The organism is Sphingopyxis sp. sgz302558 (genome assembly GCF_057220455.1).
Genome location: NZ_JBXPUZ010000001.1, coordinates 362,371 through 385,664, shown reverse-complemented (window position 1 = coordinate 385,664; position 23,294 = coordinate 362,371). Strand labels below are relative to the sequence as shown.

Sequence of the window (23,294 nt, the reverse complement as noted above, 5' to 3'; positions counted from 1 at the left end):
TTTTGTTGACCACGCTCGGCAAATTTCCCTCTGTCAGCCCGGTGTGTTCGGGCTTGGGGGGGACGGCACATGGCCAACAGCATGAAGAGCGCGCAGTATCTGGTCGAAGGCAGCCTGGCGGGGGCCGCACGTGGCGAAGCGGCGGCCTATTTCGACCTCGGCATCGCTTTCTCCACCGGCAGCGGCGGGGTCGATGTCGACCTCATCCAGGCACACAAATGGTTCAACTTGGCTGCGCTGGCTGGCAACCGCGAAGGCCAGCAGTGCCGCGCCGACGTCTCGGCCGAAATGAGCCGCGAGGAAATCGCCGAAGCACAGCGTCAGGCGCGCGCCTGGCTCGACGAAACTGCCCGCCGTCCCGTGGAAGAAGCACGCCGCTACGCGGCCTAAGCCTTGCGATAGGGCAAATGCCGCGCTAGCCAGTCGGCTTCGACTTCCTCGGCGGCGCGCTCGCGCTCCAGAAATTCGCCCACCGCGCGGCGAAACCCGGGATCGGCGATATAATGCGCTGACCAAGTGGCAACGGGGGCATAGCCGCGCGCGAGCTTATGCCCGCCCTGCGCTCCCGCCTCGACCGTCTTCAGTCTGCGTGCAATGGCGATGTCGATCGCCTGATAATAGCAAAGCTCAAAATGCAGGAAGGGGATGTCGGCGCGCGCGCCCCAATAGCGGCCATAGAGCGTGTCGCCGCCGATAAAGTGAAGCGCGCCTGCCACTGCCGCGGTGCCATCATAGGCCAACGACATAATGATGCGGTCCATCATCCGCTCGGCTAACAGGTCGAAGGCGGCGCGCGTCAGATAGGGCTGGCCCCATTTCCGCGCACCGGTATCCTGGTAAAAATACCACATGGCGTCCCAATCGGCGGGTGTCAGCTCCGCGCCACTGCGATTCTCCAGCGTCAATCCTGAGCTGGCCCGCGCACGCTCCTTCTTCAGTTGCTTGCGCCGCGCAGAGGTTAGCGTTTCGAGAAAATCATCAAAATCGCGGTAGCCGGGGTTGGTGAAATGAAATTGGATGTCGCGCCGCGGCAGCCAGCCGGCGCGTTCGAACAGCGGCATCTGGTCAGGCGCGACAAAGGTTGCGTGCGCCGATGACAGGCTGTTGCCCCGCACTACCGCTTCCGCCCCATGCACCAGTAGCGCAAGTGCATCGGCATCGCGCCCCAGCAAGCGTGGTCCGGGGACAGGGGTGAAGGGCACGGCAAGCTGCAGCTTGGGGTAATAATCACCGCCCGCGCGGTGCCAAGCGTCGGCCCAGCTGTGGTCGAACACATATTCGCCTTGGCTGTGCCCCTTCACATAGGCGGGCGCGGCGGCGAGCAACCTGCCCCCCGCATCCTCAACCATCAGCGGCGCGGCCTGCCACCCGGTGCCAGGGCCAACGCTGCCCGATTCTTCGAGCAAGGCTAGGAAAGCGTGGCTGACGAACGGATTGCTTCCATCGTGCAACGCGTCCCACGCGGCGGCCGGAACGTCGGCGACGCCGCTGCCGATTTTCAGGGTGAGGCGATCGGCCTCAGCCATGCTGCCTTACGCCGGGCGCACCGCAACGATGGCGTCAATCTCCACCGCTGCACCGCGCGGCAGCACAGCGACACCGACCGCGCTGCGGGCGTGCTTGCCGCTTGCGCCGAACACCGCCTCCATCAGCTCGGACGCTCCATTGGCGACCTGCGGCTGGTCCGTGAAATCGGGAGTGGAATTGACGAACACGCCCAGCTTGACAATGCGTTCAACCCTCGAAAAGTCGCCCCCCAGCGCCGCGCCAATCTGTGCAATCAGCATCACCCCGCAGCGCTTGGCTGCATGCTGCCCACCCGCCAGATCGACATCATCGCCAAGCCGCCCGGTGACGAAGCTGCCATCGTCCAGAAAGGGTAGCTGGCCCGAAATATGCAGCAGGCCGCCATACTCGACCGCCGGCACATAGGCAGCCACCGGCGCGGCAGGGGCGGGCAGGGTCAAGCCAAGCTCGGCAAAGCGGGCAGGAACATCGGTCATATGCGGTCCTTTCAGACGGTTTCGATGAGGGGGGCGGGCTGACCCGCGAGCAAAGTCGTGGCGATCCAGTCTCGCGCCTCTGCCCAATTGTCGATCCGCGCATGCGCATGGCGCGCGGGCTTGATCTTGTCGGCAATGGCGGGTTCGCCCACCATGTGCAGCCGCCACACGTCGGGGGCATGTTCGGCGACCGAACCATGATGCTGCGCCAGATCGTCGATGAATAGCGCGACCGTGGGCGCGCGCTCGGCAACTAGCGCCGCGACCGGTTCGCCCTTGCCGCCGCGACTGCCAATTACCGGAACACGCACGCCGTACCCGGCAAGCTGTTCCACCCGGCGCGCTTGATGCTCCGGCCCCACATTGGTCAAAATGACGATATCGGCAATCTCGGACAGCGCGGCCAAGGCCTCCAACGCCCCGGCAATCGGGGTCTGCGTCGGCATCTGGTGCGTGAAAAAGGCGTCGAGCAAGGGCCACACCTCGAGCGCCTCAAGCGGCGTGCCGCACTCCTTGCGCTTCAGCGCGCCCGCAAAACTCGCGTCCTCGATGCGAAATTCAATGCCATGTTCGGCGTCGACCCACTGCGCGAAAGGCACGACCATGTGCATCAGCACTTCGTCGCAATCGGTGATGATCAGCGGGCGGGTCATTAAAATCCGGTTCCATCGAGTCGGGCCGCCGCGGCAGCGAGTAAGGCGGGGTCGCTATCGATGGCCGCCGCGCAAGACACAAGGTCATTTTCGTGACCTGTCAGAAAGGTTAAGATTGCCGCCTGCGTCGCGCGGTCTTCCAATGCACCGCGCAAGGCATCGGGCGTCAGTCCCGTAAGCGCCAAAAACCGCTCCGCGCGCGCCTCGTCGCCCAAAATCCATGCCAAGGCGGTCAGCGCCAGCGCCGCATCGTCGGCATTGGGCGGGGGTGATTGTTTCATGCCCCCGCTTCGCCTAAACCCGCGCGCGACACAAGCCGCGAAAGTAGCGTGATATCATGGGCAAGACCGTATTGGTGGTCGAAGACAATGAGCTGAACCTGCGGCTGTTCTGCGACCTCTTGAACGCACACGGCTATACCGCCCACGCGGTGCGCGACGGCCGCGACTGTCTGGCGCGCGCGCGCGAGGTGCAGCCCGACCTCATCATCATGGACATTCAATTGCCGCACGTCAGTGGCATGGACCTGATCGTCCAACTGAAGGCCGATGCCCAGTTATCGTCGGTGCCCATCATGGCGGTGACCGCCTATGCCGGAAAAGGCGACGAAGACCGTATCCGCGCGGCCGGCGCCGAGGCCTATGTGTCGAAGCCGATCTCGGTAATCAAATTCATCGAGAGCGTGGGGGCGTTTGCGTGAGGGTTGTGATATTCCGCGTCACCCCGCACTTGATACGGGGTTAGACTTTCTGAGCCACAGCACAGGAAGCAGCCAAGCCGCGCATCAAGTGCGGGACGACGAACATGAACGAAAAAGGGCGGCACCATGGCCGCCCCGTTGGGTGCTGGACCCCGGATCAGGTCCGGGGTGACACATTTCCAAGGCCGCGCGCTTTCAGCGCACGGGGAAATGCGTCACTTAATCTTCGCTTCCTTGAACTCGACATGCTTGCGCACGACGGGATCGTACTTTTTCTGCACCATCTTGTCGGTCATGGTGCGCGGGTTCTTCTTGGTGACATAGAAGAAGCCCGTGTCGGCGGTGCTTACCAGCCGGATTTTGACGGTGGTCGGCTTGGCCATGACCCTTAATCCCTAAACAGTGCTGCGGGGCGGGACATTGCCCCGCGCCGCCGATGGTTGAAACGAAAAAGGGCGGCGCGCTGGCGCGCTGCCGCTCCGGTAGCGCGCGCCATTGGTCGATTCCCTCGGCAATGTCAAGGGGGCGGGGCGGTTCCGGGCTGGCCCCGCCCGCCGCAGATCAACCGCGATTCAGCTCGAAACGCACCGTCATGGTGACCCAGCTTTCCTCCGCAGTGCCGCCGCGCGTCGCGGGTTTGAACCGCCATTTGGCGAGCGCGCGGCGTTTGGTTTCGGTGAAGAAGCCAGGGCTGCTGCTCGACAGCTCGACGACCTCCTTCACCCGGCCATCGGCCCCGACCAACACGCGCACGCGGACGCTGCCTTCAATCTCGCTGCGCTGTTCATAGGCAGGATAATCGGGCTGGAAAGTGGATTTGTAACGCGGATCGAGCTTGGCCTCGATGAACTGGGGAACTGGCACCGGAATTGGCGGGTCAGCAACCGGCGGATCGGTGCCAATAGGGGGCAAGGGCGGTGGCAGCGGCCCGTCCATCGGCGGCTGCGCGACTGGAGGATCATAGACCGGCGGCAGCGGCGAGGGCGGTGCTGTTATCGGCGGCAGCGGCTGGTTGGGCGGCGGATCCTTCGCCTCGGGTGGCGGGGGCGGCGGCGGAGCCGGGAAATCAATGACAATCGGCCCACCGGGTTTGAACTTAATCGGCATTTCAAACGGCGACAGCGCCACCGCAACCACCAGCGCGACGGGCAATCCGACCGCGACCGCGCCGACAACCGGACGGTGGCCGCCGCCGGGATTGTAGCGTGCCGGACCGGCGGTTTCGGGGATCGCATGGGTCGCCGCGCGGCCCAGCAACAGGGGTATCAGGCTCATGGCATCTCTCCTTGCCAAAGGTCCGGTGCGCCGCCGCCAGCATGTCTTGTGCGCGGGTCGGCGAGGCACCGAAGCCAATCCCAAAACGGATTGACAGAGTGATAATATATCATCTTGGTCGTTACGGAAAGTTGACGCTCGCGGAAAGCAACGCGCGGCTTAGTTGGCCGCCACGCGCAGCCGCCGCACAGCTTCCTCCTGCCCGATCAGTGGCAGCAGCGCCGCCATATCCGGCCCATGGTCGCGCCCGGTCAGCGCGAGGCGCAGCGGCATGAACAGCGCGCGGCCCTTGCGCCCCGTCGCGTCCTTGAGCGCGCCGGTCAGCGTGTGCCAGGGGTCGGCGGCCCAGTTAAGGCCGGGCAACAGGTCAGCGGCAGCGCGCAGCAGGTCGGCATCGTCGGGAGCAGCGGCGGGCGGAGGGAATCCGGTCGCCAGCACGTCGGCCCACGCACCGGATTCCGCAACGGTCGCCAGATTGGGCCGGATTGCGTCCCATGCTGCCGCCGAAATCGCGCGTGGCAGCCGTTCGACGACAGTCGCATAGGGCAGCTGGTGGATGATTTTGGAGTTGAGCAACGCCAGTTCTTCCTCGTCAAAGCGCGCCGGGGCGCGTCCGAAGCGAGCAAAATCGATGCTGGCAATGAGCGGCGCTACTTCGGTCACCGGCTCGACCGGGTCGCTCGTCCCGAGCCGCGCCAGCAGCGCGAGCAGCGCGATGGGCTCGATACCGGTCTCGCGAAAATGGTCCATTCCCAGCGCGCCGAGGCGCTTGGACAGCTTGCCCTCGGTCCCCACCAGCAGCGCCTCGTGCGCAAATACCGGCGGCGCGGCGCCGAGCGCCGTGAACATCTGCACCTGCGCCGCGGTGTTCGACACATGGTCCTCGCCGCGCACGACATGGGTAATGCCCATATCGATATCGTCGATCACGCTGGGGAGGAGATAGAGCCAGCTGCCGTCGGCGCGGCGCACGACGGGGTCGGACAGCAATTTGGGGTCGAAATGCTGGGGGCCGCGCACCAGATCGTCCCAAACAATCGGCGCATCATGGTCGAGGTGGAAGCGCCAGTGCGGCGCGATGCCTGTTGGCACCGGCGCATCGGCGGGCTTGCGCTCGTAAACCGGGGGCAGACCGCGCGACAGCAATATCTTGCGGCGGATGTCGAGTTCTTCGGGTGTTTCGTAGCAGGCATAGACGCGTCCCGCCGCCTTTAGCCGTTCAAACGATTGCTCATAGAGGCTAAAACGGGCCGACTGCCGTTCCTCGCCGTCGGTGGTCAGGCCCAGCCAGGCCAGATCGGCGCGGATGCCTTCGACAAATTCCTCGCGCGACCGTTCGCCGTCGGTGTCGTCGATGCGCAGCAGAAAGCGGCCGCCGTGCTTCCTGGCCCACATCCAGTTGTGAATCGCGGTGCGGACGTTGCCGACATGCAAATGGCCGGTGGGTGAAGGAGCAAAACGGGTCACGACAGTCATGGGCAGCGCCTATAGCGGGTTTTTGGGGCAGCGCGAGGGCGACTGCCAATGTTTCATTCCAATGCGAATCCGTTAGCAAACGGGTCTTCGGTTTTACGCTTTGTTTTCCTTAACGGCCTATGCGAGCAGCATGGCTGGGCTGCAAACACTCCGGAACCAGATTTGGCCGCCGATTCCGGCGGAAATCCGCGATGAAGTGGCGTTGCTTCGCTATGAGCAACTGCAGCAGCGGCTGCCGACCGTCTACCTCACGATCATATTGGTCGTCTTTACAGCAATGCTGGCGGCCGATGCTTCCGCGCCCTGGCTGGTGCGGATCGGCATCCCCTGCTTTGTCATTGTCGGCGCGGGGCTGCGGCTGCTGTGGTGGCTGACGCAGCGCGGCAAGTGCATCGCTGCCGATGCAGCGCGGCGGCAGATTGTGCGCACGGCGCTGCTGTCCTGCGCCATCTGTGCGCTGTGTTCGTTTTGGTGCATCGCCAGCTGGCACTATGCCGCGCCGGAGCAGCAAAGCTATTTCCCCATGTTCATCGCCATGGGTTCGCTGACGACGGCGTTCAGTGTCGCCGCCATCCGCATGGTGTCCTATGCCAATCTTGCCGGCGGTATTACGCCGATCGCGACTGCGCTGATGCTGTTCGGCAGCGAGCTCGACCGCGTGGCCGGGGCCTTTGTTGCCATCGCCACGCTCTTTCTGGTGCGGATGATTGCAGACCAGCACCGCCAGCTGCTCGACCTGATGCTGCTCAAACACCGGCTGCGTGAACAGGCAAACACCGATCCGCTGACCGGGCTGTTCAACCGCCGCGCGCTGGTTGAACTCGCCGAAGATGCCTTTGCCGCGCCCGACGCGATGGTCGGCCTTGCGCTCATTGATCTCGACGGTTTCAAAGCCGTCAACGACCGTCACGGCCATGCGGCGGGCGATTCGCTGCTGGTGCAGATTGCCGCGCGGATGCAGCGCGCGGTGGGCGCGGACGCGATGCTCGCCCGGCTGGGCGGCGACGAATTTGCGCTTCTCGTGGCCGGACCCGAAGCCGCGTCGCTCGCCGCGCGCGTCCATCGCATGCTGACCGCGTTGGTCCCCACCTTTCATGTCGGCAGCGCGCAGATCACGCTGGGTGCCAGCGCCGGGATGGCGGTATCACCCAAGGACGGTCGCAACCTGACCGAGCTGTTCGCCGCCGCCGATGCGACACTCTATGCCGCAAAAGACAGCCGTGACCGCAAGGCGGGCACGACGCGTCGGGCCAACCGCGCGGCCGCCTGATTCCTGCTTCAGCGGCGGTGAAACGCCCGGCCGCGCGCGCGCGCCGCTTCCACGCCAGCGCAGCAAACATTAACCCGTGCGGAATCCATGGGTGATGGGATAGCGCCGGTCGCGGCCGAAATTGCGCGTGCCCAGCTTTACTCCTGGCGGGGCCTGCCGCCGTTTATATTCGGCAATCGCCAGCAGCCGTTCGATCCGCACCACCGCTGCCCGGTCAAAACCGTAGCGCGCCACGACGTCATCGACGCTCGCCTCTTCCTCCACCAGCATGTGCAGCATGCGGTCGAGGTCCGCGTATGGCGGCAGGCTGTCTTCGTCTTTCTGGTCGGGGCGCAATTCCGCACTGGGTGGCTTGGTGATGATGGTGTCGGGCATCACCGGCGCGACAGGATTGAGCGACAGGCGCGGCACATTGGCGTTGCGCCATTTCGCCAGCGCGAACACCGTGGTTTTATACGCATCCTTCAGCGGGTTATAACCGCCCGCCATATCGCCATAGATGGTCGCATAGCCGACGCTCATCTCGCTCTTGTTGCCGGTCGTCAGCAGCATGGGTCCAAATTTGTTGCTGAGCGCCATCAGCGTCACGCCGCGAATGCGCGACTGCACATTTTCTTCGGTGGTGTCATTGTCGCGGTCGGCAAAGCTGCCCTCGAGCATGGCGTCAAACGCCTCGACCGCCGGGACGATGGGGATGACGTCGTGGCGGGCACAGATCATCTGGGCGCAGGCGGCGGCGTCGTCGAGGCTCGACTGACTGGTAAAGCGGCTGGGCAGCATCACGCACCACACCCGCTCGGGTCCCAGCGCGTCGGCGGCGATGGCAGCGCAGATTGCGCTGTCGATCCCGCCCGACAGGCCCAAGACGATGCCCGGAAAGCGGTTGCGATCAACATAGTCGCGCAACGAGATGAGCATGGCGTGATAGATGTCGGCGGGGTGATCGTCCCATGGCGCGATGACGCCATCATCGCAGTGCCAACCATCATCGCCGCGCGTCCAGTGGGTGACGGCTTCGGCCTCTTCCCAATCGGGCAGGCGGTGGCGCATCGTCCCGTCGGCCCCCAGCACGAACGAGCAGCCGTCGAACACCAGCTCGTCCTGCCCGCCAACGCGGTTCAAAAAGATGAGCGGCAGCCCGGTTTCGGCAACGCGCCCCGCGAACACCTCGCTCAGGCGGCGTTCGTCCTTGTCGATTTCATAGGGGCTGCCGTTGACCGAGATAAGCAGTTCTGCCCCCTGCGCGGCGAGGTGCGCGCAGACGGGCGGATACCAGCCATCCTCGCAAATCGGCAGGCCAAGCTTGACGCCGCGCCATTCGACCACATCGGGCATCGGCCCGGCAGCGAAGACGCGCTTTTCGTCGAACGTGCCGTAATTGGGCAGGTCATGCTTGCGCCGCACCGCGTGCACGCGCCCATCATCGAGCAGCGCCACGATGTTATAGAGCTTGCCATCCGCATCGCGCTCGACGCTGCCGACGAGCATCGCGGGGCCGCCATCGCCGGTGGCGGCGGCGAGTTTGGCGAGCTCCTCGGCGGCGCGGGTCGCCAGTGCGGGTTTGAGCACCAGATCCTCGGGCGGATAGCCGATCAGCTGGAGCTCGGGATAAAGGATCAGGTCGGCGGACGGATGCCGCGCGCGGACGGCGATCATCGCGGCAGCATTGGCGGTGAGGTCGCCGACGGCCTGCGTCAGCTGGGCAATGACGATGGTCAGTTTACCGGGGGTGAGGGCGTCGGTCATACCCCTGTTCCGGCGCTCGATGGGCGCGCTGAAACCCCAGCATTTCTCAGAAAGTAGAAGCTATCCCCCCCCCTGGACACCGGGTGCATCAGGGCAGGCAGGACGGCGCGGAGACCGGGGGTTAAGGATACAAAAGACACGGCCATGCGTCCCTTAGGTGTTGCTTTTGTAGCTTTAGCGCCGGGAACGGGGGAAGCATTGGCGAGGGCGGGCGCGTGGACGAACATTCCCGAAGCTAAGACATAAGCGGAGGATGTAGGAAAGCGGAAAATGGGGGTGCGCGGCCTGAGCTTGGATCTTGGGCGGTTTGGAACTAGCAGCAGGTATCGAAGGCAGGGCGACGGGCTTTTCATTGGGGGTACAGGAAACGGCGGCAATGGCGGGGTCGGCTGCTGTTGCATGCACCGGGCCAACAGGCCATGTTTGTCGATAGGACAATATAGGGAGATATGGGGTGGCGGCCGCTGATGTGGCGTCAGGGCGAGCTTCGGGTCGACAGGATCTCATGCGCTTGGCGGGCTGGGGTGCCCTGTTGGCGCCTATGGGGATCGTCCTGCATGAGTTAGGCCATCTTTTCGTCGGTATTGTCCTTGGGTATCCGGTTCGGCTGAACGTGGGCAGCGTGTCGGGTGGGCCCAAACTCGGGTCCGCGACCGATGTGGACGTGGCACTTCAGGCATCTGCGGGGCCGCTTGTGACCATCATCCTGATGGCGATCGCTGCATGGGGGCTGACAAAATTTCCCGGATCGCGCTGGGCCTTTGCCCTGGCGATAACGGCGCCGCTGCGCTTCATCGTTGGCGGCGTCTTCCTGTTCTGGGTGGCGAAGGCCTGGTTCGAAAATGCGGCATTTCAGGGCACGCCCAATTTCGATGAATATAATGCGGCCCTGGCGTTAGGGCTGTCGCCGGTCTGGCTGGTGGCTATCCAGATTTGCGGCCTGCTTGCCTTTTGGATCTGGGCGATAACGCGGCCAATGTCGCGGGGGATGATTGTCAGCATAGCATCCGTGCTGGTTGGCGGCATCATCGGGATTGCTATGTGGATGGCGTTGGTTGGACCAGCGATCCTTGGGCGGGCATGACAATGGCGGCGCTCTGGCCGGCGGTGATGATCGCAGCGGCGCTGGTCATCGTCGCGTTGGCCGAGGTGGCGCGGCCCGACCGTCCGGCGGCGCGGCGGCGTTGGCCGGTGAATTTCGCGATTGGGCTGGTCAATGCCGTGCTCGTCCGGCTGGGCAGTGTCGCCGCGCCGGCGGGCGTTGCGGTGCTGGCCGAGAGCGCGAACTATGGCCTGCTGCGCCAGGTCGATCTGCCGCTTTGGGCGGTGATTGTCATCGCCATCATCGTCATGGATTTTGCCATTTACTGGCAGCACCGCCTGTTTCACGCGACGCGCTGGGGGTGGGCTTTGCACCGGCTGCACCATGCCGACACGGGACTCGATGTGTCGACGGCGGTGCGCTTCAACCCGGCCGAGGCCATCGTGTCGATGCTCTACAAGAGCGCGCTGACTTTGTTTCTGGGTCTGCCATTGGTCGCGGTGCTGGCGTTCGAGGCGTGGCTGGCGATTGGGAGTGTTATCGAGCATGCCAATCTGCGCTTGGGCGCACGCGCCGATGCCGTGCTGCGCCGCATCTGGGTGACGCCCGCGATGCACCGCGTCCATCATAGCGCGCATGGGACAGACCATAATCACAATTACGGCTTTGCGCTGAGCATCTGGGACCATTTGTTCGGCACCCACCGCCGCCATGCGTCGGGCGAGCAGATTGGCCTTCCCCTTGCCAGCCGTGGTGGCTAAGGCGCGGCCAACATTTGGCGCGCGTGGGGACTCAGCAGCAATGAAACTCATCTCGGGCAACAGCAATCTGCCGCTGGCGCGCGCGGTTGCCGATTATCTCGACGCGCCGCTGACCGATGCCAGCGTGCGCCGCTTTGCCGACGAGGAAGTGTTCGTCGAAATCCACGAAAATGTGCGCGGCGAGGATGTGTTCATCATCCAGCCGACCAACTTCCCTGCCAACGATAACCTGATGGAATTGCTGATCATTTGCGACGCGCTGCGCCGCGCGTCGGCGAAGCGAATCACGGCGGTGGTCCCTTACTTTGGTTATGCGCGGCAGGACCGCAAACCAGGGCCGCGCACGCCGATTTCGGCCAAGCTGGTGGCGAATATCATCACTACCGCCGGGGCCGACCGGGTGCTGGCGATCGATTTGCACGCGGGGCAGATCCAGGGCTTTTTCGATATCCCGACCGATAACCTCTATGCCGCGCCGGTGATGAGCGCCGATATTCAGGCGCGCTTTGGTGACCGCAATTTGATGGTGGTGTCGCCCGACGTCGGCGGCGTGGTGCGCGCGCGCGCGCTCGCCAAGCGGCTCGACAACGCGCCGCTCGCGATCGTTGACAAGCGCCGCGAGCGCGCGGGCGAGAGCGAGGTGATGAACATCATCGGCGATGTCGCCGGGCGCTTTTGCATATTGATCGACGATATCGTCGATTCGGCAGGCACGCTCTGCAATGCGGCGGGCGCGTTGAAAGCCGCCGGGGCCGAGGGCGTCGTCGCCTATTGCAGCCACGGCGTGCTGTCGGGCGGCGCGGTGGCGCGGGTCGAGGCGAGCGAGCTGACCGAGCTGGTCATCACCGATTCGATCCAGCCGACCGATGCGGTGAACGACAGCGCGCGCGTCCGCGTGCTGACCGTCGCGCCGCTGCTGGGCGAGGCAATCAAGCGCATTGCCGATGAGAGCAGCGTTTCGTCGCTGTTTGATTGAGGCTGGGCAAGCCGCCAATCCCCCTACTCCGTTTGTCCTAAGCTTGTCGAAGGACTGTCCTTTTTCTTCGCCGTCCAAAAGAAAGAACGGCCCTTCGACAAGCTCAGGGCAGACGGGTAAGGGATAAGTGATGACCCTCCAGACCGACCTTGCCCTTGCGCAGCGCCTGGCCGACGCCGCCGGGGCGGCAATCCGGCCCTTTTTCCGCGCCGCATTCACCCACGAGACCAAATCCGACGCTTCGCCCGTCACCGAGGCGGACCGCGCGGCGGAGGAAGCGATCCGGCGGATATTGAATGCCGAGGTGCCGCGTGACGGCATTATCGGCGAGGAATTTGGCGCCGAACGGCCGGGCGCCTCGCGGCAGTGGGTGCTCGATCCCATCGATGGCACGACCAGCTTCATGGCGGGCAAGCCAACCTTTGGCACGCTGATCGCGCTGCTCGTCGATGGCTGGCCGGTGCTGGGGGTGATCGATCAGCCGATTGCACGCGAGCGCTGGGTCGGCGCGATCGATGCGGTCGATGGCGGGGCGTGGTTCAACGGCACGCCCATCCGCACGCGCGCCTGCCCGGTGCTGCACGGAGCGGTGCTGGGGACGACCAGCCCGCACGCCTTTGACGATCATGCCGCGGGGCATTTCCTGGCGCTCGCCAGCCAGCTCGTGTCGCGGCGCATCCTTTATGGCGGCGATTGCTATAACTACGGTCTGCTCGCGTCGGGGCACATCGATCTGGTGTGCGAGGCGGGGCTGAAACTGCACGATTTCGCCGCGCTGGTGCCGGTGGTCGAGGGCGCCGGCGGGATGATGTGCGACTGGAACGGCGAGCCATTGTCGGCGACCAGCGAGGGCCATGTGCTGGCGCTGGGCGATCCGGCGCGGCTGGAAGATGTGCTCGAGGCCATCGGGCAGGGGGAATAGACAATGGACGCCGCGCAGGCCGTACATGAGAAATTTCTGGCGCGGTTGAAGGACGGGCGTTTGCCCGACCGGCGCGGTTTGCCTGATCCGGCCAGCGTCGGTCTCGATGCCGCGACGCTCGCCGACATATACGAAACGCAGCTGACGACGCGCCAAATGGACCGGCTGTCGCGCAGCCTGCAAGCACGCGGCGAAGGGTTCTATACTATCGGGTCGTCGGGGCATGAGGGCAATGCCGCGCTCGCCGCCGCGCTGCGGCTGACCGACATGGCGTTTTTGCACTACCGGTCGAACGCATTCCAGTTGCAGCGCGCGCGGCAATTGCCGGGGACGACTCCGACCTGGGACCTGCTGCTGTCGTTCGCGGCGTCGGCCGAAGACCCGATATCGGGCGGGCGGCACAAGGTGATCGGGTCCAAACCCCTGTTCATCCCGCCGCAGACGAGCACGATTGCCAGCCATTTGCCCAAGGCGGTGGGCGCGGCTTTCTCCATTCCGCTCGCCAAGCGGTTGAAGCTGGATGGCACGGCGATGCCCGACGACGCCATTGTCGTTGCAACCTTTGGCGATGCGTCGGCCAATCATTCGACCGCGCAGGGCGCGTTCAACACCGCCGGGTGGAGCGCGTTTCAGGGATCGCCGTTGCCGCTGGTCTTTTGCTGCGAGGATAATGGCATCGGCATTTCGACGCGCACGCCCCAGGGGTGGATCGAAGCGCAGTTCCGTCACCGCGCCGGGCTGCATTATGTCCGCGCTTCGGGCCTCGACATCGCCGACGCGTGGCGCGGGGCGTGCGAAGCGGCGGACTACGCGCGGACCAGGAAGAAGCCGGTGTTCCTGCATATGGAAACGGTGCGGCTCTATGGCCATGCCGGGTCTGACGTGCAGCTCACCTATTTGCCCAAGGCGGTGATCGAGGCCGATGAGGAGCGCGATCCGCTGGCCTTTGGCGCGGCGCTGATGGTCGAAGCCGGGCTGATGACGCCGGTGCAGATTGCCGAGCTGTATGAAGATATCGGCAGCACGCTGGCGCGGGCTGCCGAGGATGCGATCCGCCGCCCCAAGCTGACCAGCCGCGCTGCCGTGCGCGCCAGCCTGATTCCGCCGAAGCGCGATGTGCCCGCCACCAACCAGCCGCCCGCCGACGCGCGCACGGCGATGTTCGCGAGCGATGCCGCGCAGATGGACAAGCCGCAGCATATGGCGCGCCTCATCTCGTGGGCGCTGGCCGACCTGATGCTCGCCTACCCCGAAATCGCGGTGATGGGTGAGGATGTGGGGCCGAAGGGCGGGGTCTATAACTGCACGGCGAAACTGCACGCGCGCTTCGGCTCGGGGCGGGTCATTAACACGCTGCTCGACGAGCAGGCGATTCTGGGGCTCGCCATCGGCATGGCGCACAATGGGTTCGTGCCGATGCCCGAAATCCAGTTCCTCGCCTATGTTCACAATGCCGAGGACCAGATCAGGGGCGAGGCGGCGACGCTGAGCTTCTTTTCCGACGGACAGTATAGCAACCCGATGGTCATCCGCATCGCGGGACTCGGTTACCAAAAGGGGTTCGGCGGGCATTTCCACAATGACAACAGCCTGGCGGTCTTCCGCGACATTCCGGGCGTGATTTTGGCGGTGCCGTCGAACGGGCGCGATGCGGTGCTGATGCTGCGCGAATGCGTGCGGCTGGCGCGCGAGGAGCAGCGCGTCGTGGTGTTTGTCGAACCCATCGCGCTCTATATGACGCGCGATTTGCATGCCGAGGGCGACGGGCTGTGGACCAGCACCTATGCTGCACCCGGCGCGGACGAAATCCGGCTGGGGCAGCTGGGCGTGCATGGCGATGGCAAGGACCTTGCCATCATCAGTTACGGCAACGGATATTATCTCTCGCGGCAGGCCGAAGCCTTGCTGGCTCAGGATGGAATCAAGGCGCGCGTCATCGACCTGCGCTGGCTGGCGCCGCTCGACCCGGCCGCGATTGTCGCGGCGGTGGGTGATGCAGCGCGCGTGCTGATCGTCGACGAATGTCGGGTGACGGGATCGCAGAGCGAGGCGCTGATGGCGCTGGTGATGGAGCAGATGCCGGACAAGCGGGTGGCGCGGCTGGCGGCGGATGATTGCTTCATTCCGCTGGGGAAGGCAGCGACCATCCCGCTGCCATCACGGGATGATATTGTTGCGGCGGCGAAGGCGCTGCTGGCATGAGTGCCAAGCAAACAGCGTTGGTGATCGCTCCCGGGCGCGGCACCTATGCCAAGGCCGAGCTGGGCTATCTGGCGCGGCATCATGGTTCACGGGCCAACATCATCGCGCGTTTCGATGCGGTGCGCGCGGGGCGCGGGCAACCAACACTGACCGAACTCGACAGCGCGGAACGCTTTTCGAACAGCCTACACCTGCGCGGCGATGTCGCGGCGCCGCTCATCTATGCGGCGAGCTATCTTGATTTCCTCGCCATCGACCGTGCGCGCTTCGACATTGTCGCGGTGACCGGCAATTCGATGGGCTGGTATTCGGCGCTGGCATGCGGCGGGGTGGTCAGCGGGGATGATGGTTTTGCCATCGCCGACGCGATGGGGATGAACAGCCAGGCGCACGGGCCGGGCGGGCAGATTGTCGTGACGGTGGTGGACGAGGAATGGCGCGAAGTTCCAGGGCTGCGCGATGCAGTGCTCGGGCTGTGCGACCGTATCTCGGCGCGCGCCGACCATTTTGCCGCGCTGTCGATTGACCTCGGCGGGATGCTGGTGCTGGCGGGCAATGAAGCGGGGATGAAAGCGCTCGCCGCCGAGCTGCCCGAAACGCCGGGGCGCGCGCCGCTGCCGCTTGCCGGCCACGGGCCGTTTCATACGGCATTGATGCACGAAAGTTCGGCGCGCGCGAAGGCGCAGCTCGCCGCCGCCATGTTCGCGGGCCCTGCCGTCCCGCTGATCGACGGGCGTGGGCAAATCTGGCGCCGCTTCGCCAGCGCGCCGATGGGACTGTGGGAGTACACCTTCGGTCACCAGATCCTCGCCGCCTATGATTTCACGAAGGCGGTGCAGGTTGCCGTCAAGGAATATGCGCCTGACCGCATCATCCTGCTCGGCCCCGGCGAGACGCTGGGCGGCGCGATTGCCCAGGCGCTGATCGCGATTGGCTGGCGCGGGCTATCGTCCAAGTCGGATTTTGTGGCGCGCCAGGCGGACGACCCGTTGCTCATCAGTATGGGCCGTGCAGGCCAGAGGGAAATCGTCACATGACCATTGCTGCTGAAACCGCCGCGCTTCTCCGCCAGCTGGGAGTGGCCGACGCCGCCTTCACCGGCGGCGATCTGTTCGCCCATTCGCCCATCGACGGCAGCGTGATTGGCGCGGCGCACAGCAGCGGTGAAATTGACGCAGTGCTGGCGCGCGCCGCCGCCGCTTTCCTGCAATGGCGCAGTGTCCCCGCCCCCAAGCGCGGCGAACTCGTTCGCCTGTTGGGTGAGGAACTGCGCGCGCACAAAGATGCGCTCGCACGGCTGGTGACCATCGAGGCCGGCAAGGTGGTGAGCGAAGGGCAGGGCGAGGTGCAGGAGATGATCGACATCGCCGATTTCGCCGTCGGCATGTCGCGCCAGCTCCACGGCCTCACCATCGCGACCGAACGACCCGACCACCGGATGATGGAGCAATGGCACCCACTGGGCGTCGTCGGCATCATCACCGCGTTCAATTTTCCCGTCGCGGTTTGGGCCTGGAACGCCGCGCTGGCGCTGGTCTGCGGCGACCCGGTGGTGTGGAAACCGTCAGAGAAGACCCCGCTGACGGCGCTCGCGGTGCAGGCGATCATGGACCGCGCGCTCGATCGCTACCGTGCGGCGGGGCACGACGCGCCTGATGGGCTGGCGCAGCTCGTCATCGGCGGGCGCGATGTCGGTGCGGCGTTGGTCGACGACCCGCGCGTTGCGCTGGTGTCGGCGACCGGATCGACTGCGATGGGCCGCGTCGTCGGCCCGCGTGTTGCGGCGCGTTTTGGTCGCAGTTTGCTGGAACTCGGTGGCAACAATGCCGCCATCATCGCGCCCTCGGCTGACCTGGACCTGGCCCTGCGCGGCGTCGCCTTTGCCGCCATGGGGACCGCAGGACAGCGCTGCACGACGCTGCGCCGTCTGTTCGTCCATGACGCCATTTACCCTGACTTCACCGCGCGGCTGCGCGCCGCCTATGCCAGTGTCGCGGTCGGTGATCCGCGCGCACCAGGCGTGCTGGTGGGCCCGTTGATCGACGCGCCCGCGGGGGCGGCAATGGACCGGGCGCTGGCCGCGGCGCGTGCGCTGGGTGGCACGATCCACGGCGGCGAGCGCGTGATGGTGGGCGGTGGCGGCGTCTATGTCCGTCCGGCGCTGGTGGAAATGGGAGCGCAGACCGGGCCGGTGTGCGAAGAAGCCTTCGCGCCGATCCTGTATATCATGCGCTACCAGAATCTGGATGACGCCATTTTGGCGCAAAATGCTGTCGCGCAGGGGCTTTCGTCGGCCATTTTTACCACGGACATGCGCGAGGCCGAGCGCTTCTTGTCGGCGGCGGGCAGCGATTGCGGCATCGCCAACGTCAACCTAGGCACTTCGGGCGCCGAAATTGGCGGTGCGTTCGGCGGCGAAAAAGAAACCGGCGGGGGCCGCGAAAGCGGTTCGGATGCTTGGCGCGCCTATATGCGCCGCGCCACCAACAGCATCAATTACGGCCGCGACCTGCCGCTGGCGCAGGGGGTGACGTTTGCGCTTTAGGGGTTGGTCCACAAGGGCAGGAGCGGCACGGGTCCGCGCGTTTCAGCCTAGCTGGAGCAGGACAGGCTCTAGGCCGCGCGCGCCAGCAGCGGTGCGACGGGCAATTCAGCCAGGAAATAGAGCCGCAGCAGCGCGGCCAACGTATCCGAACCGGTGCGGCGCATGATGCTGGCGCGGTGGACTTCGATGGTGCGCGGGCTGACGCCCAGCACGCGCGCAATATCCTTGCTGGTTTGCCCGCCCGCCAGCCCCGCCAGCACCGTGGCTTCGCGCGGGCTGAGCCGCGCCAGCGCCAGCCGCGCCGCCTGTTCCGCGCGCCAGCGTTCGCCAACCGCGGCAATGGCCGGCAACAACGCCTCAGCGCGGTCCGCCGCCGCCGTGACGTCATCGCAGCGCACAATCTCGCAGCGCGGACAGGCCAGCAGCGTCATGGCGTCATCGGCATCAAGCCCGGGGACGAGCGCGAGAGAAAAAATGGCCGGGCGATGCTCTAGCGAAGCGGTCAGCCTGCGAAAGCCCGACTGACGGATTGCCGCTTTGTCGATCACCAAGCAGGCCTGTTCAATCCCGCCAATGACTTCGGTAACATCATCGCTTTCGCCAAAGGCGCGGACAATGCGTTGGGGGCGGTCGGCCAATGCGGCGAAGCAGGCCGCGCGGCGGCCGGCGTCGGGCATCAGCAACAAGATGGTTTCGCTGGGCTGCATGAACATGGTTATGACGCGGCTGCGGCAAATACCTAAGCGCAACTGTCACCAAAGCAGCACCATTTTGGCGAGAACTATACGACGATGGGGAATGGAGCGGGTGAAGGGAATCGAACCCTCGTCGTAAGCTTGGGAAGCTTCTGCTCTACCATTGAGCTACACCCGCGCTCCGGCGGCGGCCTCTGGCACAGCGGCGCGGCAGCGTCAATTGGGAGCGCTTCGGTTCGGGCCACCATCTTCTCCGGGCGACCGTGCGGCCAGCAGCGCTGCGGCAATAGCCACAGCAGAATAGAGAACCGTAACGCCGAACATCGCGAGCGACAGGTCGATGTCCGCAACCAAAGATTGCAGCGCCAACGTCGCCACAGGGCCGACCGACAATATTACGCCGGACAAGAGCGGAGCTGTAAGCGCGAGGCCGGCCTGCGCCAGATAAATCGGCCCGATCAGTATCAGGAGAAAGACGAACGCTTGCTGCGACACGTCGGCTTCCGACATGCCTGCATAGGGTGTCGGCATCGCCGCCACCATCGCCGCCGCCAGCCCGGTGACCAGCAAGAAACGCACGCCGACGATGGCAAGCGCGCTAATGCCCTGCTGGTTCATCTGCTTGGCAAAGATTGTCTCGGCCGTGATGGCGATCCCGGCAAAAGCAGCGAGTGCCACACCAGCAAACCCGGCGTGCGATTCAAGGCGCGCGAATCCTGAAAGGCCGCTGCTGACAATGATGGCTAACAGAATGACGGTCGCCAGCAGGCCGCGATGCAACCAGCGCTCCCCTGCGCTTCGCGCCTGCCGCGCCCCGCTGGCCAGACCTGCCGCACCCAGCCATGCGACCGCCATCGGCGCGACGCCCGAAAAAGCGAGATTGGCCGCTGCCGGTTCGACCAGCCGCAGCGCCCCGAAATAGCTGGTCCAGGCCGCCATGGTGGTCACGTTGACTGCCAGCACCAGCCGCCAGTGGATGGCCAGCAAACGCAGCTGGGCGCGGTCAAACAGCAGCAGCAAAGCCCCAAAGAGCAGCGCCGCTGATCCGAATGCCAGCAAGGCCACCTCGAACAGCCCCAGTTGGCCGAACAAATGGCCCAGATGGACGTCACGAAACGCCTGTGCACCCACGAATGCCAGCAGCAACAGGATTCCGGCACGCGCTTGTGACATGATGGCCCCCTTCGGTTGGTCAGCAGGCGCAATTCGCACGCGCGGTGCCCTGGCTCCGTTCCGTTTCTTGCGGCCAAAGCTTTTTCTTTTGTCCGCAAGAAACGGAACGGCATGGGCGCGCCGCAATGGCACAGCAGAAGGGCAGGAGATTGCCATGACCTATGTAATTGAAGGACTTGACCCGGCCCCGTTCGCAGCGTTGTTCGCGTGTGACGATGCCGCGCTCGCGCAGCGCAACATCGTTGCTGTGACGGCCGCGGATGCGGGCTATCCGTGCCGCATTAGTTTGGCCGAGGCGATGCCCGGCGACCGGCTGTTGCTCATCAATCATGTGCACCAGCCGGCCGCTTCGCCCTATCGCGCCGCACACGCAATTTATATTGCGGCAGGATCGCGGACCAAGGCGGTCTATCGGGACGCGATCCCGCCGATCATGCAGACGCGCACGCTTTCGATCCGCGCCTTTGACCGCAGCGATATGATCATTGATGCCGAACTGGGTGAAGGTGCAGACGCTGAGGCGCTGATCGAACGGCTGCTCGCCATTCCCGAAACAGCCTATCTTCATGTGCATTTTGCCAAGCGCGGCTGCTTTGCTGCGGCAGTGCGGCGCGGATAAGGTCAACGGCACGCAGTGGCGGCGGCGAACCACGTCGGCTAAAGGCGGGGGTAATCCCTTATCGCCGGAGCACGCCATGACCCCTCCCCCCCTTGATCGCACTGCCATTCGCGCGCTGGCGGACACCGGCGAGGCCGACTGTGTGGCGAAACTGCGTGCGGCGCTGGCCGTTGGCGGGCCCGATGTAGCTAGCGTCAAAGCGCATGGCCTCGCGCTCATCCGCCGCGCCAAGGATGAGGGTGAGCGCGAGACGCTCGTCGCGCAACTGATGAACCGCTATCGCCTGTCAACCGAGGAAGGCGTCGTGCTGATGTGCCTCGCCGAGGCGTTGCTGCGCATCCCCGATTCGGCGACCGCCAATGCGCTGATTCGCGACAAAATTGCCGGGCGCCACTGGACCGGCGGCGAGGATGCCGATGCCAGCCCGCTGATCGTCGAATTGTCGGCGCGCGGGCTATCGCTGGGGTCGGCGACGCTGCTGCTCGACCAGATCGGCAGTCAGGCCAACCCTTTCACCATTTTGAAGCGGATGATCCGCCGTTCGGGCGAGCCGGTGATCCGCCAGGCCGCGCTCGCGGCGATGAAGCTGCTCGGTCAGCAATTTGTGATGGGCGAGTCCATCGACGCTGCGGTCCGGCGCGCCGACAAGGAGAGCCGCGAACTGGCGAGCTTTGACATGCTGGGCGAGGCGGCGCGTACTGCGGGCGATGCCGCGCGCTACTGGCAAAGCTATGCCGACGCGATTGCGCGCATCGGGCGCGATGCGAGGCCGGGCGATCCGCACGCCAACCATGGTATCTCGATCAAGCTCAGCGCGCTGCACCCGCGCTACGAATATCTGCAAGGTGCGCGCGTGCGGGCCGAGTTGCTGCCGCGCGTGATCGAACTCGCGCGCGCGGCCCGCGCCGTCAACATTCCCCTGATGATCGATGCCGAGGAAAGCGACCGGTTGGAGCCGCATCTCGATATCTTTGCCGGGCTGGTCGAAGCGGGCGTAGCCGACGGCTGGCCGGGCCTCGGGATTGTCGTGCAGGCCTATCAGAAGCGCGCGCCCGCGGTGATCGACTGGGTCGCGGCGCTCGCCCGCGCGCGCGGGGCGAAATTGGCGCTGCGGCTGGTCAAGGGGGCCTATTGGGATACCGAGATCAAGCGCGCGCAGCTGATGGGCCTTGCGGATTTTCCGGTGTTCACGGCAAAAGAGCATACCGACCTCAATTACCTCGCCTGTGCGCTGCGGCTGCGGGGGATGCAGGATGCGATCTATCCTGCCTTTGCCAGCCACAATGCGATGACGCTCGCTTATGTCGCGCGCGCCTTTGCTGGCGCGGATTATGAGCTGCAGCGGTTGCACGGTATGGGCGAGGGCGCGCACGACGCGCTGGTGGCGCTGGACCCGCCGCCCCGCCCGGTGCGGGTGTATGCGCCGGTGGGCACCCACCGCGACCTGCTCGCCTATCTGGTGCGGCGCTTGCTGGAAAATGGCGCAAACTCGAGTTTTGTGCACCAATTCTCCGACCCCGATGTCACCGCCGAGGAATTGGCGGTCGACCCGCGCGAGCTGGCATCAGGGCCAATCCCGGCGCAGGTGACCGGCGCGGCGCTGTTCGATCCCGTGCGGCGCAATTCGCGCGGGCATGATCTGGGACAACCCGGCGTGCCCGAAGCGCTGCTGGCGTGCATGGCGGCGGCGCGGGACGAGGGGGCGCTCGCGCTGCCCATGGTCGACGGCGACCGGCGCGACGGCCCGCGTATGGCCGTGCGCAACCCGGCGACGGGCGCGGTGGTCGGCCATGTCGTCGAGGCGGAGGCTGCTACCATCGATCAGGCCTTTGCTGCTGCGCGCGCGGCGCAAGATGATTGGAGCCTTGCGGGCGGGGCCTTTCGCGCGGCACGGCTGGAACGCGCCGCCGATTTGTTCGAGGAGGCCGAGCCACGGCTGCTGTCGCTGGCGACAGACGAGGCAGGCAAGACGCTGGCCGATGCCGTCGCCGAACTGCGCGAAGCGGTCGATTTCCTGCGCTATTATGCGGCCGAAGCGCGCGCGCATTTTGAACGTCCGGTGATGCTGCCCGGCCCAACGGGGGAACGCAACGAATTGCTGCTCGAAGGACGCGGGGTGTTCGTCTGTATCAGCCCGTGGAACTTCCCGCTGGCGATCTTCACCGGACAGGTCGCGGCGGCGCTGGCGGCGGGCAATGCGGTGCTCGCCAAGCCCGCCGAACAGACACCGCTGATCGCGGCGGTGGCGGTGGAGCTGCTCCATGCGGCGGGCATTCCCACCGACGTGCTGCACCTGCTGCCCGGGCGCGGCGAGACGGTCGGCGCGGTGCTGACGAGCCATCCTGGGATTGCCGGCGTGGCCTTCACCGGATCGACCGAGGTGGCGCGTGCGATCAACCGCACATTGGCCGCGCGTGATGGGCCGATTGCAACGCTGATTGCCGAAACCGGCGGGGCCAACGCCATGATCGTCGATTCGTCGGCGCTGCCCGAACAGGTGGCGCGCGATGCCGTCGCATCGGCCTTCCAGTCGGCGGGGCAACGCTGTTCGGCGCTGCGCCTGCTGTGCGTGCAAGAAGATGTCGCCGGCACGATGATCGAAATGATCGCGGGCGCGATGGCCGAGCTGAATGTCGGCGACCCCGCTGACCCCGCGACCGACGTCGGCCCGATCATCGATGCCGAGGCGCAGGCGAATATTGCCGCCTATGTCGCGGCGGCGCGCGCCGAGGGGCGGGTGCTCGCCGAGGCCGACCGGCTGCTATTGCCCGGCGGTGGCCATTTCGTCCCGCCGGTGATGGTGCGCCTGGACAAGGTGACTGACCTTAGCCGCGAGATTTTCGGACCCGTGCTGCATGTCGCCACCTGGAAAGCGGGGGAACTCGACCAGCTGATCGATGCCATCAACGCCTCGGGCTATGGCCTGACTTTGGGCGTGCATACGCGCATCGACAGCGTCGCCGCGCACATCGCCGCGCGCGCGCAGGTCGGCAATGTTTACGTCAACCGCAACCAGATTGGCGCGATCGTCGGCTCACAGCCGTTCGGCGGGCGCGGGCTGTCGGGGACGGGACCCAAAGCGGGCGGTCCGCACTATCTGTTCCGCTTTGCCGAGGAAAAGGTGATTTCGACCGATGTGACGGCAGCGGGGGGCAACGCGGCGTTGATGGCGGGTTAGTAGGGTTCCGAACGCCCCACCCGCATCGTCATCCCGGGCTTGATCCGGGATGACGACT

The 23,294-nt window shown here is 65.4% G+C and carries 22 protein-coding genes and 1 tRNA gene; 12 read left to right on the top strand and 11 right to left on the bottom strand.

Annotated elements, in window-relative coordinates; all coding sequences use genetic code 11:
- Positions 1–69 precede the first annotated feature (69 nt).
- Positions 70–390: a hypothetical protein gene (locus tag AC2TC0_RS01855; RefSeq protein ID WP_484715787.1), complete on the top strand. Its 321-nt coding sequence runs from the start codon at positions 70–72 to the stop codon at positions 388–390.
- Here AC2TC0_RS01855 and AC2TC0_RS01850 read toward each other — a convergent pair.
- Genes AC2TC0_RS01850 through AC2TC0_RS01835 form a run of 4 tightly spaced genes read right to left on the bottom strand, consistent with a single transcriptional unit; the run spans position 387 to position 2,937 of the window.
- A complete protein-coding gene (locus tag AC2TC0_RS01850; protein ID WP_484715786.1) occupies positions 387–1,526 on the bottom strand; it encodes a GNAT family N-acetyltransferase in 1,140 nt (379 codons plus the stop codon). The two genes, AC2TC0_RS01855 and AC2TC0_RS01850, sit on opposite strands and share 4 nt — an antisense overlap.
- 6 nt (positions 1,527–1,532) lie before the next feature.
- A complete protein-coding gene (locus AC2TC0_RS01845) occupies positions 1,533–2,003 on the bottom strand; it encodes a RidA family protein (protein ID WP_484715785.1) in 471 nt (156 codons plus the stop codon).
- Positions 2,004–2,014: 11 nt separating this feature from the next.
- Positions 2,015–2,656 carry an HAD family hydrolase gene (locus AC2TC0_RS01840; protein ID WP_484715784.1) on the bottom strand — a complete coding sequence of 214 codons (642 nt, stop codon included), beginning with the start codon at positions 2,654–2,656 and terminating at the stop codon, positions 2,015–2,017.
- On the bottom strand, positions 2,656–2,937 hold the full coding sequence (locus AC2TC0_RS01835) for a DUF3572 family protein (RefSeq protein WP_484715783.1): 282 nt from the start codon (positions 2,935–2,937) through the stop codon (positions 2,656–2,658). Before AC2TC0_RS01835 ends, AC2TC0_RS01840 begins: the two co-directional genes overlap by 1 nt.
- A gap of 56 nt (positions 2,938–2,993) precedes the next feature.
- Here AC2TC0_RS01835 and AC2TC0_RS01830 point away from each other — a divergent pair, with 56 nt between their 5' ends.
- Entirely contained in the window at positions 2,994–3,356 is a 363-nt protein-coding gene (locus tag AC2TC0_RS01830; RefSeq protein WP_484715782.1) for a response regulator, read from the top strand.
- A gap of 215 nt (positions 3,357–3,571) precedes the next feature.
- Here the strand turns inward: AC2TC0_RS01830 and rpmG are convergent, their stop codons facing one another.
- From rpmG to gltX, 3 genes are all read right to left on the bottom strand, one after another.
- On the bottom strand, positions 3,572–3,739 hold the full coding sequence (gene rpmG, locus AC2TC0_RS01825; protein ID WP_484715781.1) for a 50S ribosomal protein L33: 168 nt from the start codon (positions 3,737–3,739) through the stop codon (positions 3,572–3,574).
- Positions 3,740–3,917: 178 nt separating this feature from the next.
- Positions 3,918–4,631: an energy transducer TonB gene (locus AC2TC0_RS01820; protein ID WP_484715780.1), complete on the bottom strand. Its 714-nt coding sequence runs from the start codon at positions 4,629–4,631 to the stop codon at positions 3,918–3,920.
- Between the two features lie 159 nt (positions 4,632–4,790).
- Positions 4,791–6,107, bottom strand: a complete 1,317-nt coding sequence (gltX, locus tag AC2TC0_RS01815) for a glutamate--tRNA ligase (protein ID WP_484715779.1) — start codon at positions 6,105–6,107, stop codon at positions 4,791–4,793.
- Between the two features lie 130 nt (positions 6,108–6,237).
- Here gltX and AC2TC0_RS01810 point away from each other — a divergent pair, with 130 nt between their 5' ends.
- Complete coding sequence (locus tag AC2TC0_RS01810; protein ID WP_484715778.1) at positions 6,238–7,377, top strand: diguanylate cyclase domain-containing protein; 1,140 nt, start codon at positions 6,238–6,240, stop codon at positions 7,375–7,377.
- 69 nt (positions 7,378–7,446) lie between these two features.
- Here the strand turns inward: AC2TC0_RS01810 and AC2TC0_RS01805 are convergent, their stop codons facing one another.
- Positions 7,447–9,123 carry an NAD+ synthase gene (locus tag AC2TC0_RS01805; RefSeq protein ID WP_484715777.1) on the bottom strand — a complete coding sequence of 559 codons (1,677 nt, stop codon included), beginning with the start codon at positions 9,121–9,123 and terminating at the stop codon, positions 7,447–7,449.
- A gap of 541 nt (positions 9,124–9,664) precedes the next feature.
- Here AC2TC0_RS01805 and AC2TC0_RS01800 point away from each other — a divergent pair.
- From AC2TC0_RS01800 to amaB, 7 genes are all read left to right on the top strand, one after another.
- Positions 9,665–10,207, top strand: a complete 543-nt coding sequence (locus tag AC2TC0_RS01800; protein ID WP_484715776.1) for a hypothetical protein — start codon at positions 9,665–9,667, stop codon at positions 10,205–10,207.
- A 2-nt stretch (positions 10,208–10,209) separates the two neighbouring features.
- Positions 10,210–10,926 (top strand): sterol desaturase family protein, encoded by a 717-nt coding sequence (locus tag AC2TC0_RS01795; RefSeq protein ID WP_484715775.1) that lies wholly within the window; start codon positions 10,210–10,212, stop codon positions 10,924–10,926.
- Positions 10,927–10,966: 40 nt separating this feature from the next.
- Entirely contained in the window at positions 10,967–11,902 is a 936-nt protein-coding gene (locus AC2TC0_RS01790) for a ribose-phosphate pyrophosphokinase (protein ID WP_484715774.1), read from the top strand.
- Between the two features lie 130 nt (positions 11,903–12,032).
- Positions 12,033–12,824, top strand: coding sequence for an inositol monophosphatase family protein (locus tag AC2TC0_RS01785; protein ID WP_484715773.1), 792 nt, complete (start codon positions 12,033–12,035; stop codon positions 12,822–12,824).
- A gap of 3 nt (positions 12,825–12,827) precedes the next feature.
- On the top strand, positions 12,828–15,026 hold the full coding sequence (locus tag AC2TC0_RS01780) for a thiamine pyrophosphate-dependent enzyme (RefSeq protein WP_484715772.1): 2,199 nt from the start codon (positions 12,828–12,830) through the stop codon (positions 15,024–15,026).
- Positions 15,023–16,063, top strand: a complete 1,041-nt coding sequence (locus AC2TC0_RS01775) for an ACP S-malonyltransferase (protein ID WP_484715771.1) — start codon at positions 15,023–15,025, stop codon at positions 16,061–16,063. Before AC2TC0_RS01780 ends, AC2TC0_RS01775 begins: the two co-directional genes overlap by 4 nt.
- Positions 16,060–17,571: an L-piperidine-6-carboxylate dehydrogenase gene (amaB, locus tag AC2TC0_RS01770; protein ID WP_484715770.1), complete on the top strand. Its 1,512-nt coding sequence runs from the start codon at positions 16,060–16,062 to the stop codon at positions 17,569–17,571. Before AC2TC0_RS01775 ends, amaB begins: the two co-directional genes overlap by 4 nt.
- 68 nt (positions 17,572–17,639) lie before the next feature.
- On the opposite strand, the gene AC2TC0_RS01765 is transcribed toward amaB, so the two are convergent.
- The 3 genes from AC2TC0_RS01765 to AC2TC0_RS01755 all read right to left on the bottom strand — a co-directional run bounded on the left by AC2TC0_RS01765 (position 17,640) and on the right by AC2TC0_RS01755 (position 19,439).
- The gene (locus AC2TC0_RS01765) at positions 17,640–18,284 is read right to left on the bottom strand and encodes a LuxR C-terminal-related transcriptional regulator (RefSeq protein ID WP_484715769.1); all 645 of its coding nucleotides are present in this window, start codon (positions 18,282–18,284) and stop codon (positions 17,640–17,642) included.
- 86 nt (positions 18,285–18,370) lie between these two features.
- Positions 18,371–18,444: transfer RNA gene (locus tag AC2TC0_RS01760), tRNA-Gly, on the bottom strand.
- A 38-nt stretch (positions 18,445–18,482) separates the two neighbouring features.
- Complete coding sequence (locus tag AC2TC0_RS01755) at positions 18,483–19,439, bottom strand: hypothetical protein (protein ID WP_484715768.1); 957 nt, start codon at positions 19,437–19,439, stop codon at positions 18,483–18,485.
- 154 nt (positions 19,440–19,593) lie between these two features.
- On the opposite strand from AC2TC0_RS01755, the gene AC2TC0_RS01750 reads away from it, so the two are divergent.
- Together AC2TC0_RS01750 and putA are read left to right on the top strand one after the other, a co-directional pair.
- Entirely contained in the window at positions 19,594–20,058 is a 465-nt protein-coding gene (locus tag AC2TC0_RS01750; protein ID WP_484715767.1) for a DUF1203 domain-containing protein, read from the top strand.
- Between the two features lie 76 nt (positions 20,059–20,134).
- Positions 20,135–23,236 carry a bifunctional proline dehydrogenase/L-glutamate gamma-semialdehyde dehydrogenase PutA gene (gene putA / locus AC2TC0_RS01745; RefSeq protein WP_484715766.1) on the top strand — a complete coding sequence of 1,034 codons (3,102 nt, stop codon included), beginning with the start codon at positions 20,135–20,137 and terminating at the stop codon, positions 23,234–23,236.
- The last annotated feature ends 58 nt before the right edge of the window (positions 23,237–23,294 follow it).